The following is a 23,634-nucleotide window of genomic DNA, read 5'->3' as shown; positions in this document are numbered from 1 at the left end:
TATCCGGTTACACGAAGTGCTGTGTAACCGGTAAAAATCGCTTGAATGGTTACTTGACGCCCGAACGCTATTTTTCCACCCCAAGCTGCGTGAGCAGAAACGCATAGTCGAAGGCAATCTCCTTGAGGTAGTCGTACCGCCCCGACGCTCCCCCATGTCCCGCATCCATGTTGATATGCAGCAGCAACGGCGCGTCGTTGGTCTTCAACGTTCGTAATTTGGCCACATACTTTGCCGGCTCCCAGTACATGACCTGCGAGTCGTTCAGGCTGGTTTTGACGAGCATCGCCGGGTAGTCCGCAGCCTTCAGATTGTCGTATGGAGAGTAGCTGCTCATGTAGGCAAAGGCCTCTGATTCATTGGGGTTTCCCCATTCCTCGTATTCGGCGACAGTGAGGGGCAGGCTGGCGTCGAGCATGGTGTTCATCACGTCGACGAAGGGAACGTGCGAGAGGACGACGTGGAAGAGGTCGGGGCGCTGGTTGACGACGGCTCCCATGAGCAGGCCGCCTGCGCTGCCGCCCTCGATGGCGACGCGGTCTTTGGCCCCGTAGCCCTGAGCGACGAGTTGCTCGGTTACGGCGATGAAGTCGGTGAAGGTGTTGCGCTTGGCCATCATCTTTCCGGCGTCGTGCCACTGGTCGCCCATCTCGCCGCCGCCGCGGATGTGGGCGTAGGCCATGACGACTCCGCGATCGAGGAGCGAGAGGCGCGAGGGGCTGAAGCCGATGGGCAAGGGATAGCCGTAGGAGCCGTAGCCGTAGATATAGAGGGGGCTGGTGCCGTCGCGTTGGAAGGCGTCGCGGCGGTAGACGAGGGAGATGGGAACCTTGACGCCGTCCTCTGCCGTAATCCAGACGCGCTCGGAGGCGTAGCGGGTGGAGTCGAAGCCGCCGGGAACCTCCTGCTGTTTGAGCAGGGTGGAGGTGCCGGAGGCGAGGTCGTAGTCGTAGACGGAGGCGGGGGAGACCAGCGACTGGTAGCTGTAGCGGAAGGCGTTGGTGACGAACTCGCGGTTGATGTGAGACTGAGCGGTGTAGGCGGGCTCGGGGAAGCTGATCTTTTCTGCGGTGCCTAGTTTGTTGTCTGGGGTGAAGCGGATGACCTCTATGGTGGTGAGGCCAAGCTCTCTGCTTGAACTTACGCAGAATGAGTCGAATACATCGAAATCTTCAAGCGGTGCATTCTTGTCTTCGGGGATCAGCTCGGCCCATGATTCGCGGCCTCCGCCGTCGACGGGGATGGTGACGACGCGGAAGTTTTTGCCGGTGTCGTTGGTGCGGATGTAGAAGAGGCCGTTGCGGTGGTCGACGTAGTACTCCTGCTCATCGACGCGGGGAGCGATGACGAGGAAGACGCCGCCGGGAGTGTCGGCGGGGAGGTAGCTGCACTCGTTGGTGGTGTGGCTGCCGGATTCCATGAGCAGGTATTTGCCGTCGCGGGTCTTGCCGACGCCGAGGTTGAAGCGCTCGTCCTTCTCTTCATAGACGAGGGCGTCGTCTTCGGTTACGTCTCCAAGGCGGTGACGGTAGAGCTTATCTTGGCGCTTAGTGACCTCGTCCTCGGTGGTGTAGAAGAGCGTGTGCGAGTCGGCGGCCCAGACGAGCGAGCCGACGCGCTCGGCGGTGTCGGAGAGGTCGTTGCCGATTTTGAGGTCGCGGATGTGCAGGGTGTACTGGCGGAAGCCGGTGTTGTCGGTGGAGTAGGCGAGCTTCGTGCCGTCGGGGCTGACGCTCATGCCGCCGAGCGACATGAAGGGCTGGCCTTCGGCGAGCTGGTTGACGTCGAGCAGGATCTCTTCGGGCTGCGTGGGGTCGAAGGTCGGCGACGTGGCGAGCTTGCGGCAGTGGATGGGGTACTGGCTGCCTTCGACGGTGCGCGTGTAGTAGAACCAGCCGCGATGACGGTAGGGAACGGACTCGTCGGTCTCCTTAATGTGGGAGAGCATCTCGGCGTATAACCGCGTCTGCAACTCCGTAGTAGGCGCCATGACGGAGAGCGTATATTGGTTCTCCGCTTGAAGGTGAGTGATTACTTCTGGTGAGTCTTTGTCGCGCATCCAGCGGTAATTGTCTTCGAGCGTATGGCCGTGCAGCGTTGTAGGCGTTGGTTCCTGGCGGGCAGTCGGCGGCGTGATGATGCTTTCGGTCATTCAATAAACTCCAGCCGACAGGATACCGCGTTAGACCATTTTGAGAGAGGCAACCCAAACCGGAACGAGTACACCAAACCAGAAGAACAGGCGGCACGAGAACGACTAACAGATGTCCGCCGGAGGGCTCAAGCCATGAACTTTAAACCAGTGCGTATCATCCTGCTGTGTACGGCAACGACTTTATGTCCGGCTGTGTTATTTGGACAGGCAGAGCCGGGGACTCTGCCGGAGATGGCGGCGCAGTCGGCTCCATCGAGTCAGACTGAGCCCGGGCCAGGGCAACAGCAGACGTCAAGGCCGTCGATGCAGGACTCGGTTGGCAGCAGTGGGCAGACTGCTCAGGCAACCAAGGACAAGATGTTTGTACGCAAGGCGGTTGAAGGTGGGCTGGCACAGGTGCAGTTTGGCCAGTTGGCTGCGCAGAAGGGCGGTAGCGATGACGTCAAGGCTCTTGGACGGCAGATGGTCGAAGATCATACGGCGCTGAACAAGGATCTGGGGGGCGTGGCCGACTCTATTGGCGTAATGCTGCCCAAGCATATCGACAAAGAGGACCAGGCGGAGCTGGACAAGCTCAATGGACTGTCGGGCGATGCCTTCGATACGGAGTACCTGACGATGATGGTGAAGGGCCACCACCATGACCTCAGGGAGTTCCGCGTGGAAGCGGAAGGAACGCAGGACTCGGCGCTGAGGGATGCGGTGGTCAAAGGCGCCAAGACGATTCATGAGCACATGGTGATGGTGGACAAACTGGCGACGAGCAAGGGTGTCGAGGTTCCGCATCGGCATCACGAGGACAGCGCGGAACAACCTGCGCCGCCCACGCAGTGATGCTGTAGATGCGTGATGAAAAGGGCGCCGGGAGCGCCCTTTTCTTTTGCCCCGTGGTGCGGTCCGGCAAGGCGTAGAATAAACCTTCAATGAAGCGCATTTCGCGATGGCTGGCAATCGTTGTTCTGGTTCTTTCGCCAGTCGGTTTTTTGACGGCGGAGACCGTGGCGTCGTTACCTGCGCCTACCGGCTATGTCAACGATTTTGCCGGCGTGCTGGCTCCGGGCACGGTGCAGAGCGTGGATGCGCTGTGCACGCAGGTAGATCGCCAGGCCCATGCACAGATCGCGGTGGTTACGATTAAGACGATCGACGGCGACCAGTCGATTGAAGAGTTCGCCACGGCGCTTGAAGAAAAGTGGAAGGTGGGTGCGAAGGGAACTGACCGCGGCGTTCTGATGCTGCTGGTCATGCAGCCACGGCGCGGGCGGATCGAGGTCGGCTATGGGCTGGAGGGCATCCTCAACGACGCCAAGGTGGGCGATATAGGCCGGGCGATGTCTCCGTATGCGCGGCAGGGAGACTACAACCGCGCAGTAGCTTTAGGTGTTGGGCAGCTTGCGCAGATCATAGCGACCGATGCCAATGTGACGCTGACGCAGCCGATGCGGCGGCAGTACAGTCAGCAGCCGCAGCCTGTGCCCGTGCATCTGAGCCTGTGGCAGGTGGTGCTTGGTGGGCTGGGCATTCTGTTTGTGCTGTTCATTCTTGTCCGGACGGGAAATGTTGGGCTGATCTTTTTCCTGCTGGGGAGCCTGATGGGCGGGGGCGGCGGCAGAGGCGGCGGCAGGGATGGCGATGGTGGCGGAGGCGGAGGTGGCTTCGGCGGCTTTGGCGGCGGCAGCTCCGGCGGCGGAGGTGCGAGTGGAGATTTTTGAGGGTGCCCGATGTAGAGATTAGCTCGGCGTCAATGGAGTGAGAAGGGCAGAGATATCCGGGAGTGATACAGTACAGCCGGAGATACCTGCCGAGAAGATCGAAACCAGACAAAGGAGATCGAAGAGCGAATGAAATCTTTATGGGTTGGACTTGGAATTTTGGGAGTTATTGTTCTCATACTGCTGTTTGGATTTGGCAGCTATGTGAGCACGAAGAATACTTTGGTGCAGAAAAATGAGGCCATCAACCAGGCCTATTCGCAGGTGAACGTGGTGCAGCAGCGCCGCCTCGACCTGATTCCGAACCTGGTTGCGTCGGTGAAGGGCTATGTGGCCGAAGAGTCCACTGTGCTGACCAACATCGCAAATGCGCGTGCGGCGATCACGAGCGCTCCGGACCGCGCGAGCAGTATCGCGGCTAACTCGAAGCTCGATGTGGCACTGGGCCCGTTCTTCCGCTTGCAGGAGCAGTATCCGAACCTGAAGGGCAACGAGCAGTTCACGCGGCTGACCGACGAACTGGCCGGAACCGAGAACAGGATTGCCGTCGAACGCAGCCGATACAACCGGACGCTCGAAGAGTACAACGTCTACGTCCGCCAGTTTCCCAACAGCATCTGGGCGAACTTTGCGGGCTTCCACTACAGGGACGAATACTTCAAGGGCAATCCGGAGAACAGCGCTGCGCCTAAGGTTGACTTCTCGAAGTAGAGTGTTTGGGCAATGAAAAGGGCCGTCGCTTTGGCGACGGCCCTTTTGTGCGGAACGATGTTATTTGGTGAAGGAAGAGATGGCGGAGGCTTCGTCGTCCTTGACGTCGAAGACGGTGTAGAGCTTGGTGATCTGCAAGAGGTCGTGGACCTTCTTGGTGAGATTGAGCAGCTTCAGCTCGCCGCCTGCGTTCTTCACCGTGGTAAAGGCGCTGACCAGCTCGCCGATTCCCGAGCTGTCGATGTAGTTGACTTCGCCGAGGTTGAGTAGAATCTTGTTTGAGCCTTTGGCCAGCACATCGCGAACCGCGTCGCGTATGGTAACGCTGCCTTCGCCGAGTGTAATCCGGCCGCTGAGATCCAAAATTGTTATGCCGTCGACCTGGCGAGTCTGTACTTTCATGCTCATGAGTAATCGTCTCCTTAGTTCCCCGGTTGAGCGGGTCTGCGATGTTTAATTAGTGTCAGTTCCGTGCCGGGATGTAACTGGCGAAAGTGTACCTCATCCATGAAGGCCTTGATAAGGAAGATGCCACGGCCTGAACCGCGAAGGATATTTTCCGGCGCCAGCGGGTCGGGAATGGTGTCCGGATTGAGACCGGGGCCCTGGTCGGCGACGCGAATAACGAGCGCGTCCGAGGTGGTTTCAAACGAGGCGGTGATGTGCTTTTTGGGATCGTAGGCATTGCCGTGCAGAACGGCGTTGACGGCGGCTTCGCGGACGGCCATGGCCACATGGGTCGCGGTGTCCTCGTCGAAGCCGGCGCGCTGCGCGCTCTGCTCGGCGGTCAACTCGATCTTGTTGACGCTGTCCAGAGACGAGTCAAGTGTGAAGCTGACGCGGCTTGTGGTGGAATCGGCCAATGCTATCCCTGTGGAACCATGAAAGCAGTCGTCTGCTGCGGACGAGAGCGATGATGGCAGTGTGCTTGTCGTTTCGTCGAATGTCAAGGACGCCGAGTTCTCAAGCTTTTCCAAAATCTTCCTCCCCTTAGTGCAGACCCTGCTGAGACCCCAAGTGTGCGGCCCCGTGATTTCTACTGAACTGCCTCCACTGCTTTCGGCGGCGCAGGCCTTCAGGTGAGCTACTATGCGGATAAGAGGAGTATACGGATACTGCGGAACATATCCGGCTCATCACGCAATTTTATTGGATGCATATTTCAGAACAGACGCACAAATGCTGGCAGGCGGGACGAGTCAGCGATGGAGATTACAGGCGACTGCCTGCGGCGGTTGGATGTAAAGTCTGGTATTACAGCAGTTACGATTGCCTATGACGAAACAGAATCAACGAACGAGCGTCTCTGCCCTGATGGGCGCGAGCGTGGTGGATGGCCAGGGGGCCGTGTACGGTCGCGTGCGCGAGTTCGTCGTTGCTCCTGAGATTGCGACCTCGCAAGTGCATGGCCTTGTACTGAAGCGGGCGGGGGCAAAGCGGGGCGATCAGTCGTCGCTGGTGCTGATTACCGATCTGAGGCTGACACCTCGCAACGAGATGCAACTTCGCGACGGAGCTTCGCCTGCGACGCTGCAAGAGGACCAGAGTCAGTTGATGCTGGAGCGCGACCTGCTCGATCAACAGATCATCGATGTGCACGGCCGCAAGGTTGTCCGCGTCAATGACGTCGATCTGATATGGGAGTCGAGCCCGGAGAATGGCTCCGAGCTGTCGCTGCGCATCGCCGAGGTTGAAGTCGGCCTGCGCGGTGCGGTCCGTCGGCTTTTGAAGGGGCTGCACACTGCGACAGCCGACCGTATCGCGGCGCGCTTCAGCCCTAGCCTCATTCCATGGGATTTTGTCGACCTGATCGATCGCGATCCGTCGCGCCGGGTCAAGCTCAAGATCGAGCAGAACCGGCTCTCGCAGATGCACCCTTCCGATATCGCGGACATTCTCGAAGAGCTTGCGCCTGCCGAGCGCCAGGCTTTGTTTATCAGCTTGAATGAAGAGATCGCAGCCGAGGCGCTGGAAGAGGTCAAGCCGAAGATGCAGCAGGCGCTGATCGAGTCGCTCGACTCCGGTCAGATTGCCGACATCGTCGAGGAGATGGACCCTGGAGCCGCCGCCGACCTGCTCTCCGAATTGTCGGACGAACGGTCCGAAGAGATTCTTGGCGAGATGGAGCCGGAGGAGCGGCAGGAGGTCGAGGAGCTTCTTGAATTCTCCGGCGACTCGGCCGCGGGACGGATGACGACCGACTACATCGCGTTGCCGGTGACGGCCCGGCTTTCGGAGGCTATCGCGGCGCTGCGTGAGTTCGAGGGCGATATGGAGATTGTCACCGACATCTATCTTCTCGATGAAAAGGGGAGGATCGCCAGCCTCATTCCCTTGGTTCAGCTACTGCTGGCTGCTCCGGATGCGCCGCTCGCCGGTCTGCCCGATAGCCATGTCGTCACCTGCGATATCGACGCCAATGGTCGCAAGGTGGCCGAGCTTTTCGACAAATATAATCTGCGTTCGTTGCCCGTGCTGGACGGCGAAAAACGGCTGGTGGGAGTGGTCCACGCCGAGCAGGTGATCGCGCTGTTGCGCGCGAACCACTAGAATTAAATAAAGCCAACGATCAGGAAGACCCAGCTTTCAATGAAGATTCTCTACGCCGCCGGACTTAGCCCGAACGATTCCTCCTTCTATCGCCTGTTGGCGCTGGAGCGGCTGGGCCATCAGGTCATTCCGGTGAATACCTACGACTACCGATATGACAATCCTTTTTTGCGCAAGGTATTTTTGCGGCTCGCCGCGGGGCCGATGGTCACGCGACTGAACCTCGATCTGCTGAGGATAGCTGCGGCTGAAAAGCCTGACCTGCTATGGACGGACAAGCTGCTTTTGATGCAGCCCGCGACGCTCGACCGCATGAAAGAGATGGGCATTGTCACGGTCAGCTACATGATCGACAATCCCTTCGGGCCGCGACAGGACCCCGGCTGGCGGCTCTACATGAAGGACATTCCGCACTACGACCTGCATGTGGTGCAGCGGGATAAAAATATCCTCGACTATCGCCAGCGCGGGGCACGCGACGTCATCAAGATTCAGACCGCCTATGAGCCGACAATTCACTTTCCGCCGCCCGAGGGCTGGAGCGATAAAGACCGTGATCGCGGGGTCTCCTTCATCGGAACGCCCTATGACAATCGCGCTGAATTTCTCACTCGACTATGGAAAGAGTTCGGTTTTCCCGTGAGTGTCTCCGGCGGTCTTGTGTGGAAGCCCGCTTTGGGCGCGGAGGCAGTCGCTGCGATCTATCGCGGCCATGGAGAGCTCTTCCGCGACGAGTACAGAGAGGGCATCTGGAAGTCACCAATTAACCTCAGCTTCATCACCCACTCCAATGAGGATGAGTTTGTCCACAAGAGCTTCGAGATCGCAGGCTGCGGCGGCTTTCTGCTTGCAGAGCGGTCAGAAGGACACATGCAGCGCTTTCGCGAAGACGAGGAAGCAGTGTTTTTTACGGGCATGGAAGAGTGTGTTGCAAAGATTCGCCGCTATCTTCCCGACGAAGCTGCGCGCGCTCGTATCGCGGCTGCAGGACATGCACGCGCGGTACGCGATGGATACCACAATGATCGCCAGGTAGGCCTTATTGTCGAACGCGCCGAGAGGATTATCCAGAAGATGAGAACAGATACTGGGGCCCATTCATGATTCGTGATCTGTTGCAGTCTCAACCGGAGTCGGCATCCGTCGCAGATGTTTGCATTGTCGGTGCAGGCGCCGCAGGTATTGTGCTTGCCGTCGAGCTGGCACGGAGAGGTAAAAGCGTTCTTCTGCTCGAAGGCGGCGGCAGTGAGATTGAAGACAGCTCGCAGGACCCCTATGTCAGCGAAGTGACGGGGCATCCGCATCGCGGTATTCATACCGGGCGCTTCCGCGCAAAGGGTGGAACGACGACCAAGTGGGGTGGGCAGATTCTCGAACTCGATGCGTTGGATTTCGAACGGCGTTCATGGATCGAGGGCAGTGGATGGCCTTTCCCCAAGAGTGAGCTTGCCCCTTTCTATGAGCGTGCGCTTGAACTGGAGGGGTTGGCAAAGGTTACGCGCCAGGATGATGCCGTCTGGCGTGAGGCTGCAGAAGCGCCGCCGAAGTTGCCTCACCTTGAACCTTATTTTTCGCGCTGGTGCCCGGAGCCGAACTTTGCCAGGCTACATCGCACGACGATCGAGGAGCATCCGGGAATTACGCTCTGGCTCCATGCAAATGCTGTCGAGCCGCTGCTTGAAGGGGAGACAATGCGCGGGCTCCGCTGCCGCACCCTTACAGGGAAAGAAGCGGTCTTTCATTCCTCGCGTTTCATCTTTTGCCTGGGCGGAATAGAAAGCTCTCGCTTTTTTCTGCAGCCGAGGGCCGCTGGGCTTCCTTGGAATACATCCGGGTTATTAGGAAAACACTTTCAGGACCACGTCGATTGCAACGCGGCAACCGTAGAGCCGATTCATGCAAAACGCTTTCACCAGATGTTCGACAACATCTTTAGCAGAGGTTTTAAATACCATCCGAAATTGCGCCTCGCATCTGACGAACAGGCTGCATCCGGCACCCTGAACGTTGCGGCAACCATGGCCTTTGTCAGTGATACCGATGAGACGCTGGCTAAGCTGAAGACGACAGCAAAAAATCTTATGCGCGGCCGTACCGGGGAAATCGGGACAGCAGATCTTGGCTTCGCAGCCCGGCATTCCTCTCTTCTGATCCGGCAGGTGGTCCGCTACAAAGTTGGCAAACGTGCTTACAACCCTCCCGATGCGAGCATCTTTCTGCGTGTCCACTGCGAACAGGAGCCGACCTCCCGAAGCAGTATCACGCTGGCTGAGAGCCGCGACGCTCTTGGTCTTCTACGGGCCCGGTTAGATTGGCAGATATCGGAGAATGAGCTGGCCACGATACGGCAGTACGTTCAGATTGCTGCAAAATCCCTGGCTGGCGTAGCTCATATCCGTCCGCATGAAGATCTTTTGACCGATAACTTTGCGGCCTATTGCGACGACAGCAATCACCACATGGGGGGGATGCGTATGGCTGTCTCCCCGGCGGAGGGTGTCGTCGATCCGAATCTGCGCCTTCATGGAATCAATAACGCTTACGTCTGCAGCAGCGCGGTCTTTCCTACGTCTGGTTTCTCGAACCCGACCCACACTCTTCTGGCGTTGGCCGTCAGGCTTTCGCAACATTTGAGTTAGCCTGAGACAGGGCATTTTGGCAGGAGAGAGAATGGACAGGATTGCACTGGGAAGTTCCGGCCGTCAGACCACTCGTCTTGGTTTCGGGAGCTCTTCGCTGATGGGCGCAATGGGCCGCCGGGATTCGCTGGCCATGCTTGAGAGTGCCTTTGACGCTGGGATACGGCACTTCGATGTTGCGCCCATGTATGGGTACGGCGAAGCAGAAGGTTGCCTGGGTGAATTTCTGCAACGGCATCCCGGCGATGTTACCGTGGCGACAAAATATGGTATTCCCCCGGCTAAGAATTCCTCCCTGATGGGAACTGCGCGTGGCGTTGTCCGTCCTTTATTGAAACGGCTGCCGGGACTCAAGCAGCGGCTTGTCGGAGTGGCTCGGACCACAACTCGTAAGGGAGAGAAGGCGTCCTTTACTGCTGCGCAGGCGAAGGCGTCCCTCGATCGAAGCCTGGCCGCTCTACGTTGCAGCCGGATTGATGTGTGGCTTCTACACGAGGTCGAGGCTGCCGATCTTCAGGACGACGGCTTGCTTCGCCTTCTCGAAGACGAAATACTCCGTGGAACCATTGGGACCTTTGGTGTCGGTAGCGAAGCTGGCAAGATCGGCGAACTTCTGAACGCACGCCCGGCCTATTGCCGCGTGCTGCAATACGAGTGGTCCGTTCTGGACGCTCCGGTTCCCGCTGGCGCCCCTTTCCGCATTCACCATCGTTCGCTCACGCAAAATTTTCGCTCTCTGCACGAGCGACTCACAAAAAAAACCGCCATCTGTCGCCGCTGGTCGGAGCAAATTGGAATAGACCTAAGCGAGCGAGAGCTACTGGCCAACCTGATGCTCAAGGCGGCGCTGGTTATGAATCCGGCTAGTGTCATTCTCTTTTCATCGAAAGATTCGCGGCACATTCAGGAAAATGTTCGCGTGGCAGGGGATGCCTCGATTGAGGCACCGGCACGTAAGCTCTACGAGTTGATACAGACCGAACGAGATCAGTTACTATCCGACCCTGAGGACGGGACGCGATGACATCTTGGCGCAGATGGAGAACGAGCCTCATCCTCTTTCTGGCCGTGCTTGGCCCGGGATTCATTACCGCGAACGTCGATAACGATGCCGGCGGCATCCTCACCTACTCGCAGGCAGGCGCGCAGTTCGGCTACACGCTGCTATGGACGATGATTCCGATCACCCTGGCGCTGATCATCGTGCAGGAGATGTGCGCGCGCATGGGCGTGGTCACGGGCAAGGGGCTCAGCGATCTGATTCGCGAAGAGTTTGGGCTGCGCATGACCTTTGTGATGATGATCCTGCTGGTCGTGGTCAACTTCGGCAACGTCATCGCGGAGTTCTCGGGCATCGCCGGGAGCATGCAACTCTTCCATATCAGCAAGTACGCCAGCGTTCCAGCGTGCGCCTTTCTGGTTTGGATACTTGTGGTCAAAGGAGATTACAAGAGCGTCGAAAAGGTTTTTCTCATCGCCAGCGTTTTTTACATTGCCTACATTGTGGCGGGCGTTCTCAGCGGCCCGGACTGGCATCTCGCGATGGTTGAGACGGTGAAGTTGCCCGCTCGCGGCGTTTGGCACGACAAGCTGTACATCTACATGACGGTCGGGATTATCGGCACTACCATCAGTCCGTGGATGCAGTTCTATCTGCAGTCCACCATCGTCGAAAAGGGAATTACGGTTCGCCAGTACAAGGCCTCGCGGCTCGATGTGATCGTTGGCTCCTTCTTCACCGACCTTGTAGCGTGGTTCATCGTTGTGGCCTGCGCGGCGACACTTTTTACTCATGGCATCCGCAATATCGCCGACCCTGCCGATGCTGCGGGAGCCATGAAGCCGCTGGCTGGCCAGTATGCTTTTATCCTCTTTGCCGCTGGACTCTTCAACGCGTCGCTGTTTGCGGCGTCGATCCTTCCGCTATCGACTGCCTATACGGTGTGCGAAGGGCTGGGGCTCGAGAGCGGACTGGATAAGAGCTTCAGCGAAGCCCGCTTCTTCTACTGGTTCTATACGCTGCTGCTGGCGGGCGGCGCGGGCATCGTCCTGATCCCGAACTTTCCGCTGGTCAAATTCAGCATCCTGTCTCAGGTGTTGAATGGCGTTCTGCTGCCCATTGTGCTGATCTTTATGCTGCGGTTGATCAACAAGCATGAACTGATGGGCAAGTATACGAACAGCCGATGGTTCAATGCGATGGCGTGGCTTACTACGGTCATCGTGATTGTGCTGTCCGGGGTGATGATTTGGAATGGCTTCCACTCCTAGCTTGATCGCTGAAAGAACAGGCAACGGCAAAGGTGAAATACAGGGGTCTCTCCACTGCGCTTCGTTCCGGTCGAGGGGACGTGTTCGTAGGGATTTGCTGAGTTCTTAGACGGACCACTAAGGGTCACCACACCAAACGTCAAAAATCATACGCTAACGGATTGCAGAGCTATAAGGTAGTTCTCAACGTGCCGCATATTTAGCGAACACAAACACCTGAGCTAAGACCAAAAGCACAACTATCGCGAGAGCAGCTTTCTGCGTTCCCTTTTTCATTCCGGTCTCGCTGGGCTGATCTCGCCAGAACAAGCTAATTATTGCTTCGCGCTCTCGCCAGAGTAGCAGCATGGTCGAGCCGAGGAGAAAGGCGGCCGCGATCTCCGCCCCCAAAGCGATATGAAAGAAGATGTTGATCATCAAAATGTTGGCCATCACCGGCATAAGGACAGCCGCTCCCAGCAAGGTGCTTTTGCGGAACAGCAGCAACACTCCTCCAAAAATCTGCGTTAGCCCAAGAATGATTCCGTACACGTGTGAATACCCATAGTAGAACCAGGTCAGCTCGAAGCCGCTTAAAGATCCTACTGGCTTAGAACTGAGTGTTGCACCAAGAGCAAACTGCCCTCCGCCGATCAGCTTCCGTGTACCGTAGGTCAGAATGAGGTAGGCGGTTATGTATCGGAGCCACTCAAGGCTAGCCGAGCTTTTGCGCCTCGAAGTGGAAGTCTGGACCAAAGTCTTCATATCTTTTATTAGCACATTGTTTCAGTATTCACGGACGACGATCCTTCAAACAAGATGCGTTGCACAAAGGAACGTTTAAGTAAGCCCACGCTCACAAAGCAAAAGTCCAGTGTTTCTACGTTGCAAAAGCCTGTTGCATTTACTTCTCGGCTGGCAACAGGTTTGCGCAACGAGCCTAAGAGTATGATTTTTGACGGTTGGTGTGGTGACCCCCATTAGTGGACGGAGTCGTCCTCGGTCAGCTTGTCGGTGGCTTTGGACATCTTGGCGGTGCGTTCGAGCTTGTCCCAGTTGAAGGGCTTGCCGTCGATGGCGCGCTTGATCGTCTTGAAGAGCACGACCGAGAAGACCTGTCGGTAGGTGAAGCGCTGAATCCAGATGTGGAAGAGAAGCCAGCCGTCGCCTTTGCTCGCTGGGTGCTTTCGTTCGAGCGCGAAGGCGAGCGCAGACGTAACGAAATCGATCATCAGGAAGGCGAGGAAGAAGATGATCAACTTGTCGAGGTTGGCGGTTGAGGTAGTGATGGGATGGAAGTGTTTGTCGACGTAATAGCCCACCACTCCGGCGACAAACATCAGGTCGATCAGCGGCGAGACGAGCGGCAGCAGGATTTGGAAGATGAGGGTATTTGGGAGCGCAAAGAAGCCCAGGGCCTTGTGTTTGGTGAAGGCGCTGCGGTGCTTCCAGATAGCTTGCAGGATGCCGAAGGACCAGCGGAAGCGCTGGCGCATGAGACCGTTGGCTGTCACTGGCGCTTCGGTGAAGGCCAATGCCGCGTCCTCGTAGATGGAGGAGTAGCCCTGTTCGAGGATGTTCATGGTGAGGTCGGCGTCTTCGGCTACGGTGTTGGAGTGATAGCCGCCGCCGTCCTTGACGATAGAGGTGCGCCACGCTCCGATGGCACCGGGGACGACGGTGACAACATCGAAGAGGTCGAGGGCACGGCGCTCGAAGTTCTGGCTGGTGATGTACTCCAGCGCCTGCCAGCGGGTCCAGAGATTGACCTTGTTGCCCACCTTGGCATTGCCGGCGACGGCACCGATCTTGGGGTTGGCGAAGTTCGGAACCAGACGTGCAATGGCGTCGTGGGCGATGACGGTATCGGCGTCGATGCCAACGTAGATCTCTTCCTCGATGTGCGGAAGCGCGAAGTTGAGAGCCTCTGCCTTGCCTGCGTTGGCTTTGGTCATCACGATAAGGCGACCGGAGGCAATATCGGCGGGGTAGGCCGCGCGCGCTACGTCGTAGGTCTTGTCGGTGGAGCCATCGTCGACAACGATGATGCGCAGGTTTTTATAGGTGGACATCATCACGGATCGAATGGTCCGGACGATGACCGTCTCCTCGTTGTAGGCGGGGATGACGACTGCGACTCTGGGCTGATAGCTCGGCGTCGCGTAGTTCTTGCGCTTGCGCAGACGGTCGATGACGGCGCAGATGCCCATGATGATGAGCCGTGCGCTCATCAGGACGTCGCCGACGAAGAAGACGCCGACGATGAAGTTGTTGAAGAAGCCGACCAGGAAGAAGGTGACGGAGTCGGCGCGGGCTTGCCAGCGCTGGTGTGGCGTAAGCGGCGGCATGACCTCGGCGCGGGTCTTGCCGATGAGGTCGGAGACGTTGACGATCTTGTAGCCGTGGGCGCGCAGGGCCTGGATGAGAACGGGCAAAGCGGCGATGGTTGCGGAGCGGTCACCGCCGCCGTCGTGCATCAGGATGACAGAGCCTTTGGTCCAGGTGCGGACGTTCATGTCCGCGATCTGCTGGAAGACGCTGTCGACGATCTCCTGCGGAGATTTGCGTGGATGCTCATCCCAGTCGTTGGTGTCGATCTTGTTGCCGAGAATGACGTAGCCCATGTGCTGAATGCGGTCGACGGGCGCGGCCTGGTCGTTGGTGTCGGGCTCCTGATCGATGGAGTAAGGCGGACGGAAGTAGAGAGGCTGGACGCCGAGCTTGGAGGCGAAGAGCCGCTCGGTGAGGTTGAGTTGGAGATCGACCTGCGCGTTGGAGATGTCGCTGATGTCGGGATGGGTAAAGGTGTGATTGCCGATCTCGTGGCCTTCGCGATAGACGCGCTGCATCGTGCCGACATTGTTTTCGGCGACCTCTCCGATCATGAGGAAGGTGGCATGCACGTTATAGCGTTTCAGGATGTCGAGGATCTTCGGCGTCCACTCGGGATCGGGGCCGTCGTCGAAGGTGAGCGCGACTTCCTTGGGATGGTAGCCATACTGCTGCACCGTGTAGGAGAGCGGCAGGGAGTCCATCGTCTCGTCGACGATGGAGCGGTAGTTCAACGGGATCGAGGCGTCGTCGTCCAGGGTCATGATGCGCTGACCGTCCTGGGGCTTGCGGGTGATGCGCAGGATGTCGCCGTCGCCCTCGGTATCCACGTCGTAACCGGGTTCAACGGTGGCGAGATCCTTGAGCGGATTCCCTTGCGTCGGGTTGTCCCAGATCTTCCAGAGAGAGTTGTCCTCGGAGCCAAGCCGCCATAGGGCAAAGGTCTCGAGACCGAGGGCGCGGGCTGCGCGCATCTCGTTCAGAACGGTGACGGCGTCGAGAAACCAGACCTGGTGGCGGACGTGTGTGTCCTCGTCGTCGTAGGCGAAGTGGGCATTGAGGGAGTTGTCGTCCAGCTCGACATCAGAGCCGGAGTCGTAGGCCTCCTGCCAGGCCTCCTGCGTGGACAGGTTCTCCGAGGTCAGCACTTTTGGAGGCAAGGCCTTTTTAGGTTTCGCGTGTTTGCCAGATACCGGTGGAGGCATCGCCATCGACCAGTCGTAACCGTAGCTGCCGATGGCGCAGATGATCTTCTCTTTGGGGACGATCTTGAGGACGTTCTTCAGATTGTCGATGAACCAGTCCTGCGGCGCGATGGGGCCGGGGCCGCTGTCGGTCTGGTGCTGGTCGTAGTTCATCAACAGAAGGCCGTCGGAGTGGTCGGCGATGTATTTCAGGTTGAAGTCGTCATCGCCGACGGGAGTGTTCACGTAGAGGCGAAGATGGCGCTGCTGGAAGTCGCTGTAGATTGCGGCGATGAGGGAGTTATAGCCGGGCTGGGCGGCGGAAGGAATCTCCTCGAAGTCGAGGGACAGCCCGTGATAGTTCGGGTTGGCTGCGAAAAAGGTATCGAGCTGCTTGAGGAAGTTTGCGCGGGCGGTGTCGCTCTCGAGAAAGTCTCCGATGGAGGAGAGAAAGATGCCTTTGACCGGATCGTAGTTGTTGACGAGGGGGAAGACCTCGGTATCGACGTGGTTTTTAGCGATGGTGCGAGCGACCTTGAACTCCTGGTCGACGGGATGAACTCCGCTGCTGTCGACAACCTGAAAGGGGCGGTTGTCGATGGTGAATGAGGTCAGGTTGCCTTCCGGTGTAACGACGTGCAGCCACTCGGGAAAGAGAAGATCGACCTGCTTGATGTGTTGCTTGAGCGAGGAGTAGCTGGCGGGGTCCCACTCGACGTAATAGGCCGCGCGAAGGCCTTCGCCCGAATTCAGGGTGACGTCGGAGGGCTTGAGGTCGGTCTTTCGATGCGCGGAGCTGCGAAGTTTCTGGCTGGGCGTCAGAACCGGCTTTCGCGGATTGGTGAGGGCGCGGTAGTTGCGTTTCTTGGGCTGGAAGGAGAGTTCCGGCAACGGCTTGGTGCGCAGCAGGCCCACCAGAAACACGGCGATCAGCAGAATGCCAAGAAGGGCGAGAATGTCGAGAACTCGGCGCAGTCTCTTCCAGCGTTTACGTTGCGGATCGTAGAAGATTTGCTTGTTCATTGAGGAGGGGTTGCGGCGTGAGCGGCTGTACCAATCGTATGCAGTGAATGGGTTGGCGTCAATGTGGAAGCAAAGCCGGGCATCATCCGAAGTATGATGCACATACATGACTCGTCGACGAATACAGCGATGGCTATGGGTGGCTTTGCCGCTGGCGCTGGGGCTTGTCCTGCGGCTGTGGTTTATCGCCCACCTGGCCCGGATCGACGGCGATACGCTGTTGTATGGCGACATCGCCAAGAACTGGCTGGAGCATGGCGTCTATGGGTTTACACGGTCAGGCATCGCGCCTCATCCTACGCTGATTCGACTGCCGGGCTATCCGCTGTTTCTGGCCGCGTGTTTTCGCGTCTTCGGCATGGAGCACTATACGGCCGTGATGGTGGTGCAGAGCATCGTTGACCTGTTTACCTGCCTGGTGATCAGCGCACTGGCTGGACGCTTGTTCGGGCGGCGTGCAGCGATGGTTGCGCTGTGGCTGGCCGCCCTGTGTCCCTTCACGGCAAACTATGTTGCTGCCCCTTTGACGGAGACGCTTAGTTTGGCTTGTGTCGCGATTGCCTTCTATGGATTGGAGCGATGGCGTACGACCTCGCTCGGCTTGAACCGCTGGCTCTGGGTGATTGCCTTTGCGCTTGCCTATGCGCTGCTCCTGCGGCCAGAGCAGGGATTGCTCGCTGCCGCAGTACTAGCTGCAATGCTTTGGGTCTCTTCTCGCGAGCGCGATTGGGTGCGATCCGCGTGGCCGGTGGCGGTGGTTGCCGTGTGCATGGTGCTTCCGCTGGCGCCGTGGGCGGTGCGGAACTGGCGAACATTTCATGTGATTCAGCCGCTGGCTCCGCGCTACGCCACCGATCCGGGGGAGCTGGTGCCGCTGGGATTTCAGCGATGGTATCGGAGCTGGGGCATCGACTTTGCCTCAACGGAGAGTGTGTATTGGAACTATGACAGTGCGGAGATCGACATCAGCGATGTGCCTTCGCGGGCTTTCGATTCTGAGCAGCAATACCAGCAGACCGATGCGCTGTTGAATGACTATAACCAGACCGATAATGCTACTGCTGCTGTCGACGGACAATTCGGAAAGATAGCAGAGGAGCGCATTCATAATGATCCGCTTCGCTATTATGTCGCGCTGCCCGTGGCCCGCTTGCTGAACATGGCATTGCGGCCACGAACGGAGATGATGCCGATCCCACTGTACTGGTGGCATTGGTCGCATCCGGCGAAGAGCTGGTTTGCTGCAGGATATGCCGGGCTGAATCTCGTCTATCTTGTGCTGGGAGGCGTCGGCTTCTGGCTATGGCGAAGGCGGGGATGGGATGGAAACCCCGCGCTGGCGTGGTCGATGATGGGGTTTGTGGTGCTGCGGTGCGCTGTACTGCTGACGCTCGACAACTCCGAGCCGCGCTATACGCTGGAGTTCTTTCCGGTGCTTATTCTCTGGGCAGCAGTGATCGCTGGGCGCCCTAACGACGATCGACCGTTGTCTTCTTATCGGTCTTAAGGGCGAAAGGCTTGGTGTTGACGGTCTGGTTGTAGCGGATATTCGTGAAGTAGGTGGTGCGCTGATCTTCCGACGGCATAAAGAACTGCTGCTTCAAGGAGACGGCTCGTGTGGGATCGACCCAAATGGTGATGTGGCTGACCATGTTGCGGACGTTGGGATCTTTTGAGACCAGATCGAGCTTGGTGGTGGTTACCATCTTTGAGCCGTCGTTGATGGGTTCAGTGCCGAGGTCGGTGACGGTCCACGACTTGGCAAGATCGGTACCGCTGCCACCGAAGCCGAGCGTGAGAAAGCTCTCGTACTGGGCTTGATTATTTCCGGCGCTCAGGATGGTGAGGTGGTCCGAGCCGGGATCGAAGAGTTGCAGGTTGCCATTTTTGTATTCGACGAATTTGGCTGAAGGGGGCTTGATCTGCAAGCCCATCTGCAGGTTCGAACCGCTTTTGAGGAAGTAGGCGGTGCCGGTCTGCGTGGTTGTCTCTTTGACCACACGCTCGTAGATGTCCCAACGAAAGTCGGCTTCTGCTGATTTAAATTTGGCGCTTGCCTGGTCCATTTCGTGCAAGACGGTGTTCAGGTCGGCTGGCTTGGGTTGAGCGAAGGAGGAGAGAGGGGTCATCAAGAGCGCGGCGGCAGGGATAAGAAACGCTGTAGCGGCACGGCGGAAATTCATCATTCGTTCATTGCTCCCGGTCATTGGATGGTTCGTCGAGGGATTGGGTAGCTTGTCGACCTGATCGGACGCTAGCGGAGCACCCAGGCGTTATAGGAGACGATCTTTCCCTTGGCGTCACGGATGGGTTCATAGCGCCGGAGGGTGACGTGGCCGGAGATCGGGTCGATCACGTTGAGGATGGCGGCCTGACGCTCGCTGTCGGTAGTTGCGCCTGCGAGGTCCTGAGCGCGGATTTGGTAGACGAAGATCTTTCCCGCCTCTGTCGTCCCTGCCTCTTTCACCATGACTTCGCTGGGGTCGAGGGTGATGGTCTCGACCGGCTTGGCCTTGAAGTCGATGAACCTCGGGCCGACGAAGAGGAAGAGCAGGATCAGCGTCACCATGACGTCATAGTGGAAGCTGCCGCGCTCGTAGGTCCAGAAGAGATAGCTGCGGAAGAGTTTGATCATCGTGTCAGCCCCTGCCTTGCTGCTTGCCGATGACTGTATCACCGTTCATGTAGGGGACGAGCGCGTCGGGGACGCGAATGGTGCCGTCGGCCTGCTGATAATTTTCCAAGATGGCGAGATAGGTGCGCCCGACGGCGAGGCCGCTGCCGTTGAGGGTGTGCAGAAATTCGCTCTTCTTCGCGCCGGTGGGGCGGTAGCGGATATTGGCGCGGCGGGCCTGGAAGGCCTCGAAGTTGGAGCAGGAGGAGATCTCGCGGTAGAGGTTCTGGCCGGGGAGCCAGACCTCGAGGTCGTAGGTCTTGGCCGAGGAGAAGCCCATGTCGCCGGTGCAGAGCAGCATGCGGCGGTAGGGGAGGCCTAGCTTTTCGAGGACAGTCTCGGCGTGGCGAGTGAGACGCTCGTGCTCTTCGTTGGAGTTCTCGGGCTTGGCGAACTTGACCAGCTCGACCTTCTGGAACTGGTGCTGACGGATCATGCCGCGCACGTCTTTGCCGTAGCTGCCAGCCTCGCTGCGGAAGCAGGGGGTGTAGGCGCAGAAGGAGATGGGGAGTTGGGCTTCGTCGAGGGTCTCGTCGCGGAAGAGGTTGGTGACGGGGACTTCGGCGGTGGGGATGAGCCAGTGATCGGAGTCGTTTAGCTCGCCAGCGACGTAGGCGCCCTTGTCGTCGCAGTGGAAGAGGTCTTCGGCGAATTTTGGAAGCTGGCCGGTGCCGAAGAGCGACTTGGAGTTGACCATGTAGGGCGGGAGGACTTCGGTGTAGCCGTGCTCGCTGGTGTGGAGGTCGAGCATGAAGTTGGCGAGGGCGCGTTCGAGGCGCGCTCCCTGACCGAAGTGGACGACGAAGCGAGAGCCGGAGATCTTGGCGGCGCGGTTGAAGTCGAGGATGCCGAGGGCTTCGCCCAGCTCCCAGTGGGGCTTGGCGGGGAAGCTGAAGGTGGTCTGCTCGCCCCAGGTCTTTTCGACGCGGTTGTAGTGCTCGGACTTGCCGAGGGGGACGGAGTCCTGCGGCAGATTGGGCAGGGTCTGCATCATCTCGCGCAGGCGGTCGTCGGCCGTGGCGGCGGTGGCTTCGAGTGACTCGACTTCTGTCTTGAGGGTTCGCGTCTGCTCGGTCTGAGCGGTGGCGTCGGAGCCAGCCTTGCGCAGGGCAGCGATCTCTGTGGTGAGCTTGTTGCGCTCTGCCTTCAGCGTTTCGACGCGGGTGATGGCGTCACGGCGCTGCTGGTCTACTTCGGCAAAATTGCCCAGCGCGGCAGACGGGTCCATGCCCCGTGCGCGCAGTTTTTCCTCCACAAGGGGCAGATTCGCCCGCATAAACCCTAGATCGATCATTAGAAGTATTTTAGCGTCTCTCGGGGTGAATGCGGATTTTGAGTGGTGGGATCAGTTTGAACCATACGGGAGTGATCAAACTTGACTTACGGAACTCATCCTAATGGGGACATAAAAGCTTGTGGGGTCGATTGAAGAGTGAGAATATGGCTGACGTGTCTAAGCTGAAAATCTCGGGTATTTGCGCCATAGCGTCAGTTCTCAGCTATTTGTGGGCAATTGTTCGCGGCGACGTTGTATGCGCTGGCGACTTTACTGCGTGTCTCATCCTTGCCTTCGCAGTATTTGGCCTGGCGGCGATTATTTTCTTGGTTATCGGCATTATCAGTGCCTTTCGACACAGCCACGCAAGGATCGAATCAAATTCAAATTGACTCGCTATCGGATTTGAGCAGTGGGGCAAAGCCAAATACGATTAGGCTTAGACCTTATGCGTGAATCTGAACAAGGAAATGGAAGGGCATAGCGGGATGAGTGTGACTGCACACAGTAAAGGCCCGGATATGCGGGTGAGCATCGCCGGGGTGGAGCTGCGCTCGCCGGTGATTGCGGCCAGTGGGACGTTTGGCTATGGCATCGAGTTCGAGGAGATTGTCTCGCTCGAGCGCATTGGCGCGTTTGTGACCAAGGGGCTTTCGCGGGAGCCGATGGCGGGCAATGCCGCTCCTCGGATCATCGAGACGGCGGCGGGGATGATGAACGCCATTGGCTTGCAGAATATGGGGGTTCACCCGTTTATCGCGGAGAAGCTGCCCAAGTTGCGGAAGCTGGCTGGCGCGGTGGTGATTGCGAACGTCTTCGGCTTCACGATTGAGGACTGCCTTGAGGTGATCGGCGCTTTGAATGACGCCGAGGGCATCGCGATGTATGAGCTGAATGCGAGCTGTCCGAATACGAGCCACGGCGGCATGGTGTTTGGCACCGATCCGGCTCTACTGCATGAGCTGACGGTTCGGTGCAAGGCGGCGGCGAAGCGTCCGCTGATGGTGAAGCTATCGCCGAATGTGACCAACATCGGGCAGATGGCCAAGGTGGCGGAGGACGGCGGGGCGGATGCCGTCTCGCTGGTGAATACGTTCGTCTCGCTGGCGATTGACGTAAAGACGCGCAAGCCGAAGATCGCCAATGTGACCGGGGGGTTATCTGGACCGGCGATCAAGCCGATTGCGGTGCGGATGGTGCACGAAGTTTCACGGGCGGTGAAGATTCCTGTTGTCGGCATGGGTGGGATTGTGCGGGCAGAGGATGCGGTGGAGTTTATGCTGGCCGGGGCGACGGCGGTGCAGGTAGGGACGGCGAGCTACGCCGATCCGAGGGCGGTCGAAAATATTGCCAATGGACTGAAGCGCTGGTGCGCGGCGCATGGGCTGGCGCAGGCGTCGTCGCTGACGGGCGGAATGCTGCTGTGATTTGAGGCGGCGGGTCAAGCATAATAGAAGTGTGATGATTGAACATTCTTCCGCTTCCAGCTCAGCCGCTCCTGCCGACCTTCGCCCTATTCGCCGCGCTCTCCTGTCTGTGACCGACAAGACCGGCCTTGTCGATTTTGCACGTGCGCTTGCCTCGTTCAACGTAGACCTTGTATCGACCGGAGGGACGGCCCGCGCGTTGCGTGAGGCGGGTCTGCCGGTGCGCGATATCAGCGACCTGACCGGGTTTCCCGAGATGCTGGATGGCCGCGTAAAGACGCTGCACCCTAAGGTGCATGGCGGCATTCTGTCTATCCGCGACAATGCCGAGCATCAGGCATCGGTTGCAGAACATGCGATTGAGCCGATCGATATGGTGGTGGTGAATTTGTATGCCTTCGAGAAGACCTCGCAGAAGCCGGGCGTAGCGTTTGCCGATGTGATCGAAAATATCGACATCGGCGGCCCTTCGATGGTGCGGTCGGCGGCGAAGAACTTCGCCGATGTGGCGATTGTGACTTCGGCGGATGACTACAGCTTGCTGACCGAAGAGTTGACAGCCAACAAGGGCAGTTTGAGCCGGGCCACTCGTTGGCGGCTGGCGAAGCAGGCGTTTGCGGTGACTGCGGCTTATGACGCGGGGATTGCCACGGCGCTCGAGAGCATCGAAGAGCCGGGCGGCGCGGCGGTGTTTTCGAAGGAACTGCCGCATGCGATCCGGTTGATCGAGCCGCTGGCGAAGACGCTTCGTTATGGGGAGAATCCGCACCAGAAGGCAGCGTTGTATGTCGATGGCAGCGGCAAAGGCGTCGCGGGGGCGGAGCAGTTGCAGGGTAAGGAACTCAGCTATAACAACCTCGTCGATCTCGATGCCTGCTGGGATATCGTCAGCGAGTTCGATGAGACGGCGGTGGCGATCATCAAGCACACCAATCCCTGTGGAGCTTCGACCGGGGCGACGGTGCTGGAGGCTTACAAGCGGGCGCTCGAAGCCGATCCCGTCTCTGCGTTTGGTGGCGTGATCGGGATCAATCGCGAGGTGGATGCGGAGGCCGCCGAAGAGATTGCCAAGCTGTTTGTCGAGGCGATTGTTGCGCCTTCGTTTACTGTCGGAGCGTTGGAGCGTTTTGCGGCGAAGAAGAACCTGCGGCTGGTGAAGATTTCTCCGGCAGATACTCCTCGGGTGCTCAAGCAGGTTTCGGGTGGGTTGCTGGTGCAGGATGCCGACCGGCTAAAGGTCAGCGAGGCCGAGTTGAAGTTGGTGACGGAGCGGAAGCCTACGGCGGAAGAGCTACGGGCGCTGCTGTTCGCGTGGAGCATCTGCAAATACGTGAAATCGAATGCGATTGTCTATGCGCGGTTCGCCGATGGGCATGGACAGACGGTCGGCATCGGCGCGGGACAGATGAGCCGCGTGGATGCGGCACGTTTTGGAGCGATGAAGGCCGTGTTGCCGCTGGCGGGGACGGTTGCCGCCTCGGATGCGTTTTTTCCGTTTGCCGATGGGCTGGAAGTGGTTGCCACGGCGGGAGCTACGGCGGTGATTCAGCCAGGCGGCTCGGTGCGGGATGCCGAGGTGATCGAGGCAGCTAACCGGTTGGGAGTAGCGATGGCGTTTACCGGCGTCCGGCACTTCAGGCATGGATGATCGGCAGACAGATATAATCAGCGCCAGCCTCGCAAACGGCACGGTCTGGCGCTG

At 58.6% G+C, this 23,634-nt stretch carries 20 protein-coding genes; 12 read left to right on the top strand and 8 right to left on the bottom strand.

Annotated features, from left to right (window positions below; all coding sequences use genetic code 11):
* Positions 1–67: 67 nt before the first annotated feature.
* On the bottom strand, positions 68–2,152 hold the full coding sequence (locus GSQ81_RS01375) for a S9 family peptidase (protein WP_158908955.1): 2,085 nt from the start codon (positions 2,150–2,152) through the stop codon (positions 68–70).
* A 135-nt stretch (positions 2,153–2,287) separates the two neighbouring features.
* On the opposite strand from GSQ81_RS01375, the gene GSQ81_RS01370 reads away from it, so the two are divergent.
* The 3 genes from GSQ81_RS01370 to GSQ81_RS01360 all read left to right on the top strand — a co-directional run bounded on the left by GSQ81_RS01370 (position 2,288) and on the right by GSQ81_RS01360 (position 4,578).
* Positions 2,288–2,989, top strand: coding sequence for a DUF4142 domain-containing protein (locus tag GSQ81_RS01370; protein WP_158908954.1), 702 nt, complete (start codon positions 2,288–2,290; stop codon positions 2,987–2,989).
* Between the two features lie 89 nt (positions 2,990–3,078).
* Complete coding sequence (locus GSQ81_RS01365; protein WP_158908953.1) at positions 3,079–3,867, top strand: YgcG family protein; 789 nt, start codon at positions 3,079–3,081, stop codon at positions 3,865–3,867.
* Between the two features lie 129 nt (positions 3,868–3,996).
* Positions 3,997–4,578, top strand: coding sequence for a LemA family protein (locus GSQ81_RS01360; RefSeq protein WP_158908952.1), 582 nt, complete (start codon positions 3,997–3,999; stop codon positions 4,576–4,578).
* Positions 4,579–4,638: 60 nt separating this feature from the next.
* Here GSQ81_RS01360 and GSQ81_RS01355 read toward each other — a convergent pair whose 3' ends face one another.
* Together GSQ81_RS01355 and GSQ81_RS01350 are read right to left on the bottom strand one after the other, a co-directional pair.
* Positions 4,639–4,986 (bottom strand): STAS domain-containing protein, encoded by a 348-nt coding sequence (locus GSQ81_RS01355; protein ID WP_158908951.1) that lies wholly within the window; start codon positions 4,984–4,986, stop codon positions 4,639–4,641.
* A gap of 14 nt (positions 4,987–5,000) precedes the next feature.
* Complete coding sequence (locus GSQ81_RS01350) at positions 5,001–5,528, bottom strand: ATP-binding protein (RefSeq protein WP_318523852.1); 528 nt, start codon at positions 5,526–5,528, stop codon at positions 5,001–5,003.
* A gap of 325 nt (positions 5,529–5,853) precedes the next feature.
* Between GSQ81_RS01350 and GSQ81_RS01345 the strand changes: the two genes are divergently transcribed.
* Genes GSQ81_RS01345 through GSQ81_RS01325 form a run of 5 tightly spaced genes read left to right on the top strand, consistent with a single transcriptional unit; the run spans position 5,854 to position 12,038 of the window.
* Complete coding sequence (locus GSQ81_RS01345; RefSeq protein WP_158908950.1) at positions 5,854–7,128, top strand: magnesium transporter MgtE N-terminal domain-containing protein; 1,275 nt, start codon at positions 5,854–5,856, stop codon at positions 7,126–7,128.
* Between the two features lie 39 nt (positions 7,129–7,167).
* Entirely contained in the window at positions 7,168–8,232 is a 1,065-nt protein-coding gene (locus GSQ81_RS01340) for a glycosyltransferase (RefSeq protein WP_158908949.1), read from the top strand.
* Positions 8,229–9,767: an FAD-dependent oxidoreductase gene (locus tag GSQ81_RS01335; RefSeq protein WP_158908948.1), complete on the top strand. Its 1,539-nt coding sequence runs from the start codon at positions 8,229–8,231 to the stop codon at positions 9,765–9,767. Before GSQ81_RS01340 ends, GSQ81_RS01335 begins: the two co-directional genes overlap by 4 nt.
* Positions 9,768–9,798: 31 nt before the next feature.
* Positions 9,799–10,791: an aldo/keto reductase gene (locus GSQ81_RS01330; protein ID WP_158908947.1), complete on the top strand. Its 993-nt coding sequence runs from the start codon at positions 9,799–9,801 to the stop codon at positions 10,789–10,791.
* Positions 10,788–12,038 carry an Nramp family divalent metal transporter gene (locus GSQ81_RS01325; protein ID WP_158908946.1) on the top strand — a complete coding sequence of 417 codons (1,251 nt, stop codon included), beginning with the start codon at positions 10,788–10,790 and terminating at the stop codon, positions 12,036–12,038. The genes GSQ81_RS01330 and GSQ81_RS01325 overlap by 4 nt, the downstream gene beginning before the upstream one ends.
* 183 nt (positions 12,039–12,221) lie before the next feature.
* On the opposite strand, the gene GSQ81_RS01320 is transcribed toward GSQ81_RS01325, so the two are convergent.
* Both GSQ81_RS01320 and GSQ81_RS01315 read right to left on the bottom strand, forming a co-directional pair.
* Positions 12,222–12,782, bottom strand: coding sequence for a hypothetical protein (locus tag GSQ81_RS01320; protein ID WP_158908945.1), 561 nt, complete (start codon positions 12,780–12,782; stop codon positions 12,222–12,224).
* Between the two features lie 215 nt (positions 12,783–12,997).
* A complete protein-coding gene (locus tag GSQ81_RS01315) occupies positions 12,998–16,555 on the bottom strand; it encodes a polysaccharide deacetylase family protein (protein ID WP_158908944.1) in 3,558 nt (1,185 codons plus the stop codon).
* Positions 16,556–16,661: 106 nt separating this feature from the next.
* Here GSQ81_RS01315 and GSQ81_RS01310 point away from each other — a divergent pair, with 106 nt between their 5' ends.
* Positions 16,662–18,062 carry a glycosyltransferase family 39 protein gene (locus GSQ81_RS01310; protein WP_158908943.1) on the top strand — a complete coding sequence of 467 codons (1,401 nt, stop codon included), beginning with the start codon at positions 16,662–16,664 and terminating at the stop codon, positions 18,060–18,062.
* Here GSQ81_RS01310 and GSQ81_RS01305 read toward each other — a convergent pair.
* From GSQ81_RS01305 to serS, 3 genes are all read right to left on the bottom strand, one after another.
* Positions 18,025–18,741, bottom strand: a complete 717-nt coding sequence (locus GSQ81_RS01305; RefSeq protein ID WP_254059926.1) for an outer membrane lipoprotein-sorting protein — start codon at positions 18,739–18,741, stop codon at positions 18,025–18,027. The genes GSQ81_RS01310 and GSQ81_RS01305 overlap by 38 nt on opposite strands.
* 68 nt (positions 18,742–18,809) lie before the next feature.
* Positions 18,810–19,190 (bottom strand): hypothetical protein, encoded by a 381-nt coding sequence (locus GSQ81_RS01300; protein ID WP_158908942.1) that lies wholly within the window; start codon positions 19,188–19,190, stop codon positions 18,810–18,812.
* Between the two features lie 4 nt (positions 19,191–19,194).
* Positions 19,195–20,523 (bottom strand): serine--tRNA ligase, encoded by a 1,329-nt coding sequence (serS, locus tag GSQ81_RS01295; protein WP_158908941.1) that lies wholly within the window; start codon positions 20,521–20,523, stop codon positions 19,195–19,197.
* Positions 20,524–20,669: 146 nt separating this feature from the next.
* Between serS and GSQ81_RS01290 the strand changes: the two genes are divergently transcribed.
* From GSQ81_RS01290 to purH, 3 genes are all read left to right on the top strand, one after another.
* The gene (locus tag GSQ81_RS01290; RefSeq protein ID WP_158908940.1) at positions 20,670–20,897 is read left to right on the top strand and encodes a hypothetical protein; all 228 of its coding nucleotides are present in this window, start codon (positions 20,670–20,672) and stop codon (positions 20,895–20,897) included.
* A gap of 96 nt (positions 20,898–20,993) precedes the next feature.
* Entirely contained in the window at positions 20,994–21,932 is a 939-nt protein-coding gene (locus GSQ81_RS01285; RefSeq protein ID WP_254059925.1) for a dihydroorotate dehydrogenase, read from the top strand.
* Positions 21,933–21,966: 34 nt separating this feature from the next.
* Entirely contained in the window at positions 21,967–23,580 is a 1,614-nt protein-coding gene (gene purH / locus GSQ81_RS01280; RefSeq protein WP_158908939.1) for a bifunctional phosphoribosylaminoimidazolecarboxamide formyltransferase/IMP cyclohydrolase, read from the top strand.
* Positions 23,581–23,634 lie beyond the last annotated feature (54 nt).

It is taken from the genome of Granulicella sp. L56 (genome assembly GCF_009765835.1).
Taxonomy (GTDB): Bacteria; Acidobacteriota; Terriglobia; order Terriglobales; family Acidobacteriaceae; genus Edaphobacter.
The sequence above is the reverse complement of the archived record's forward strand: the minus strand, read 5'-3'. Positions and strand labels throughout refer to the sequence as shown.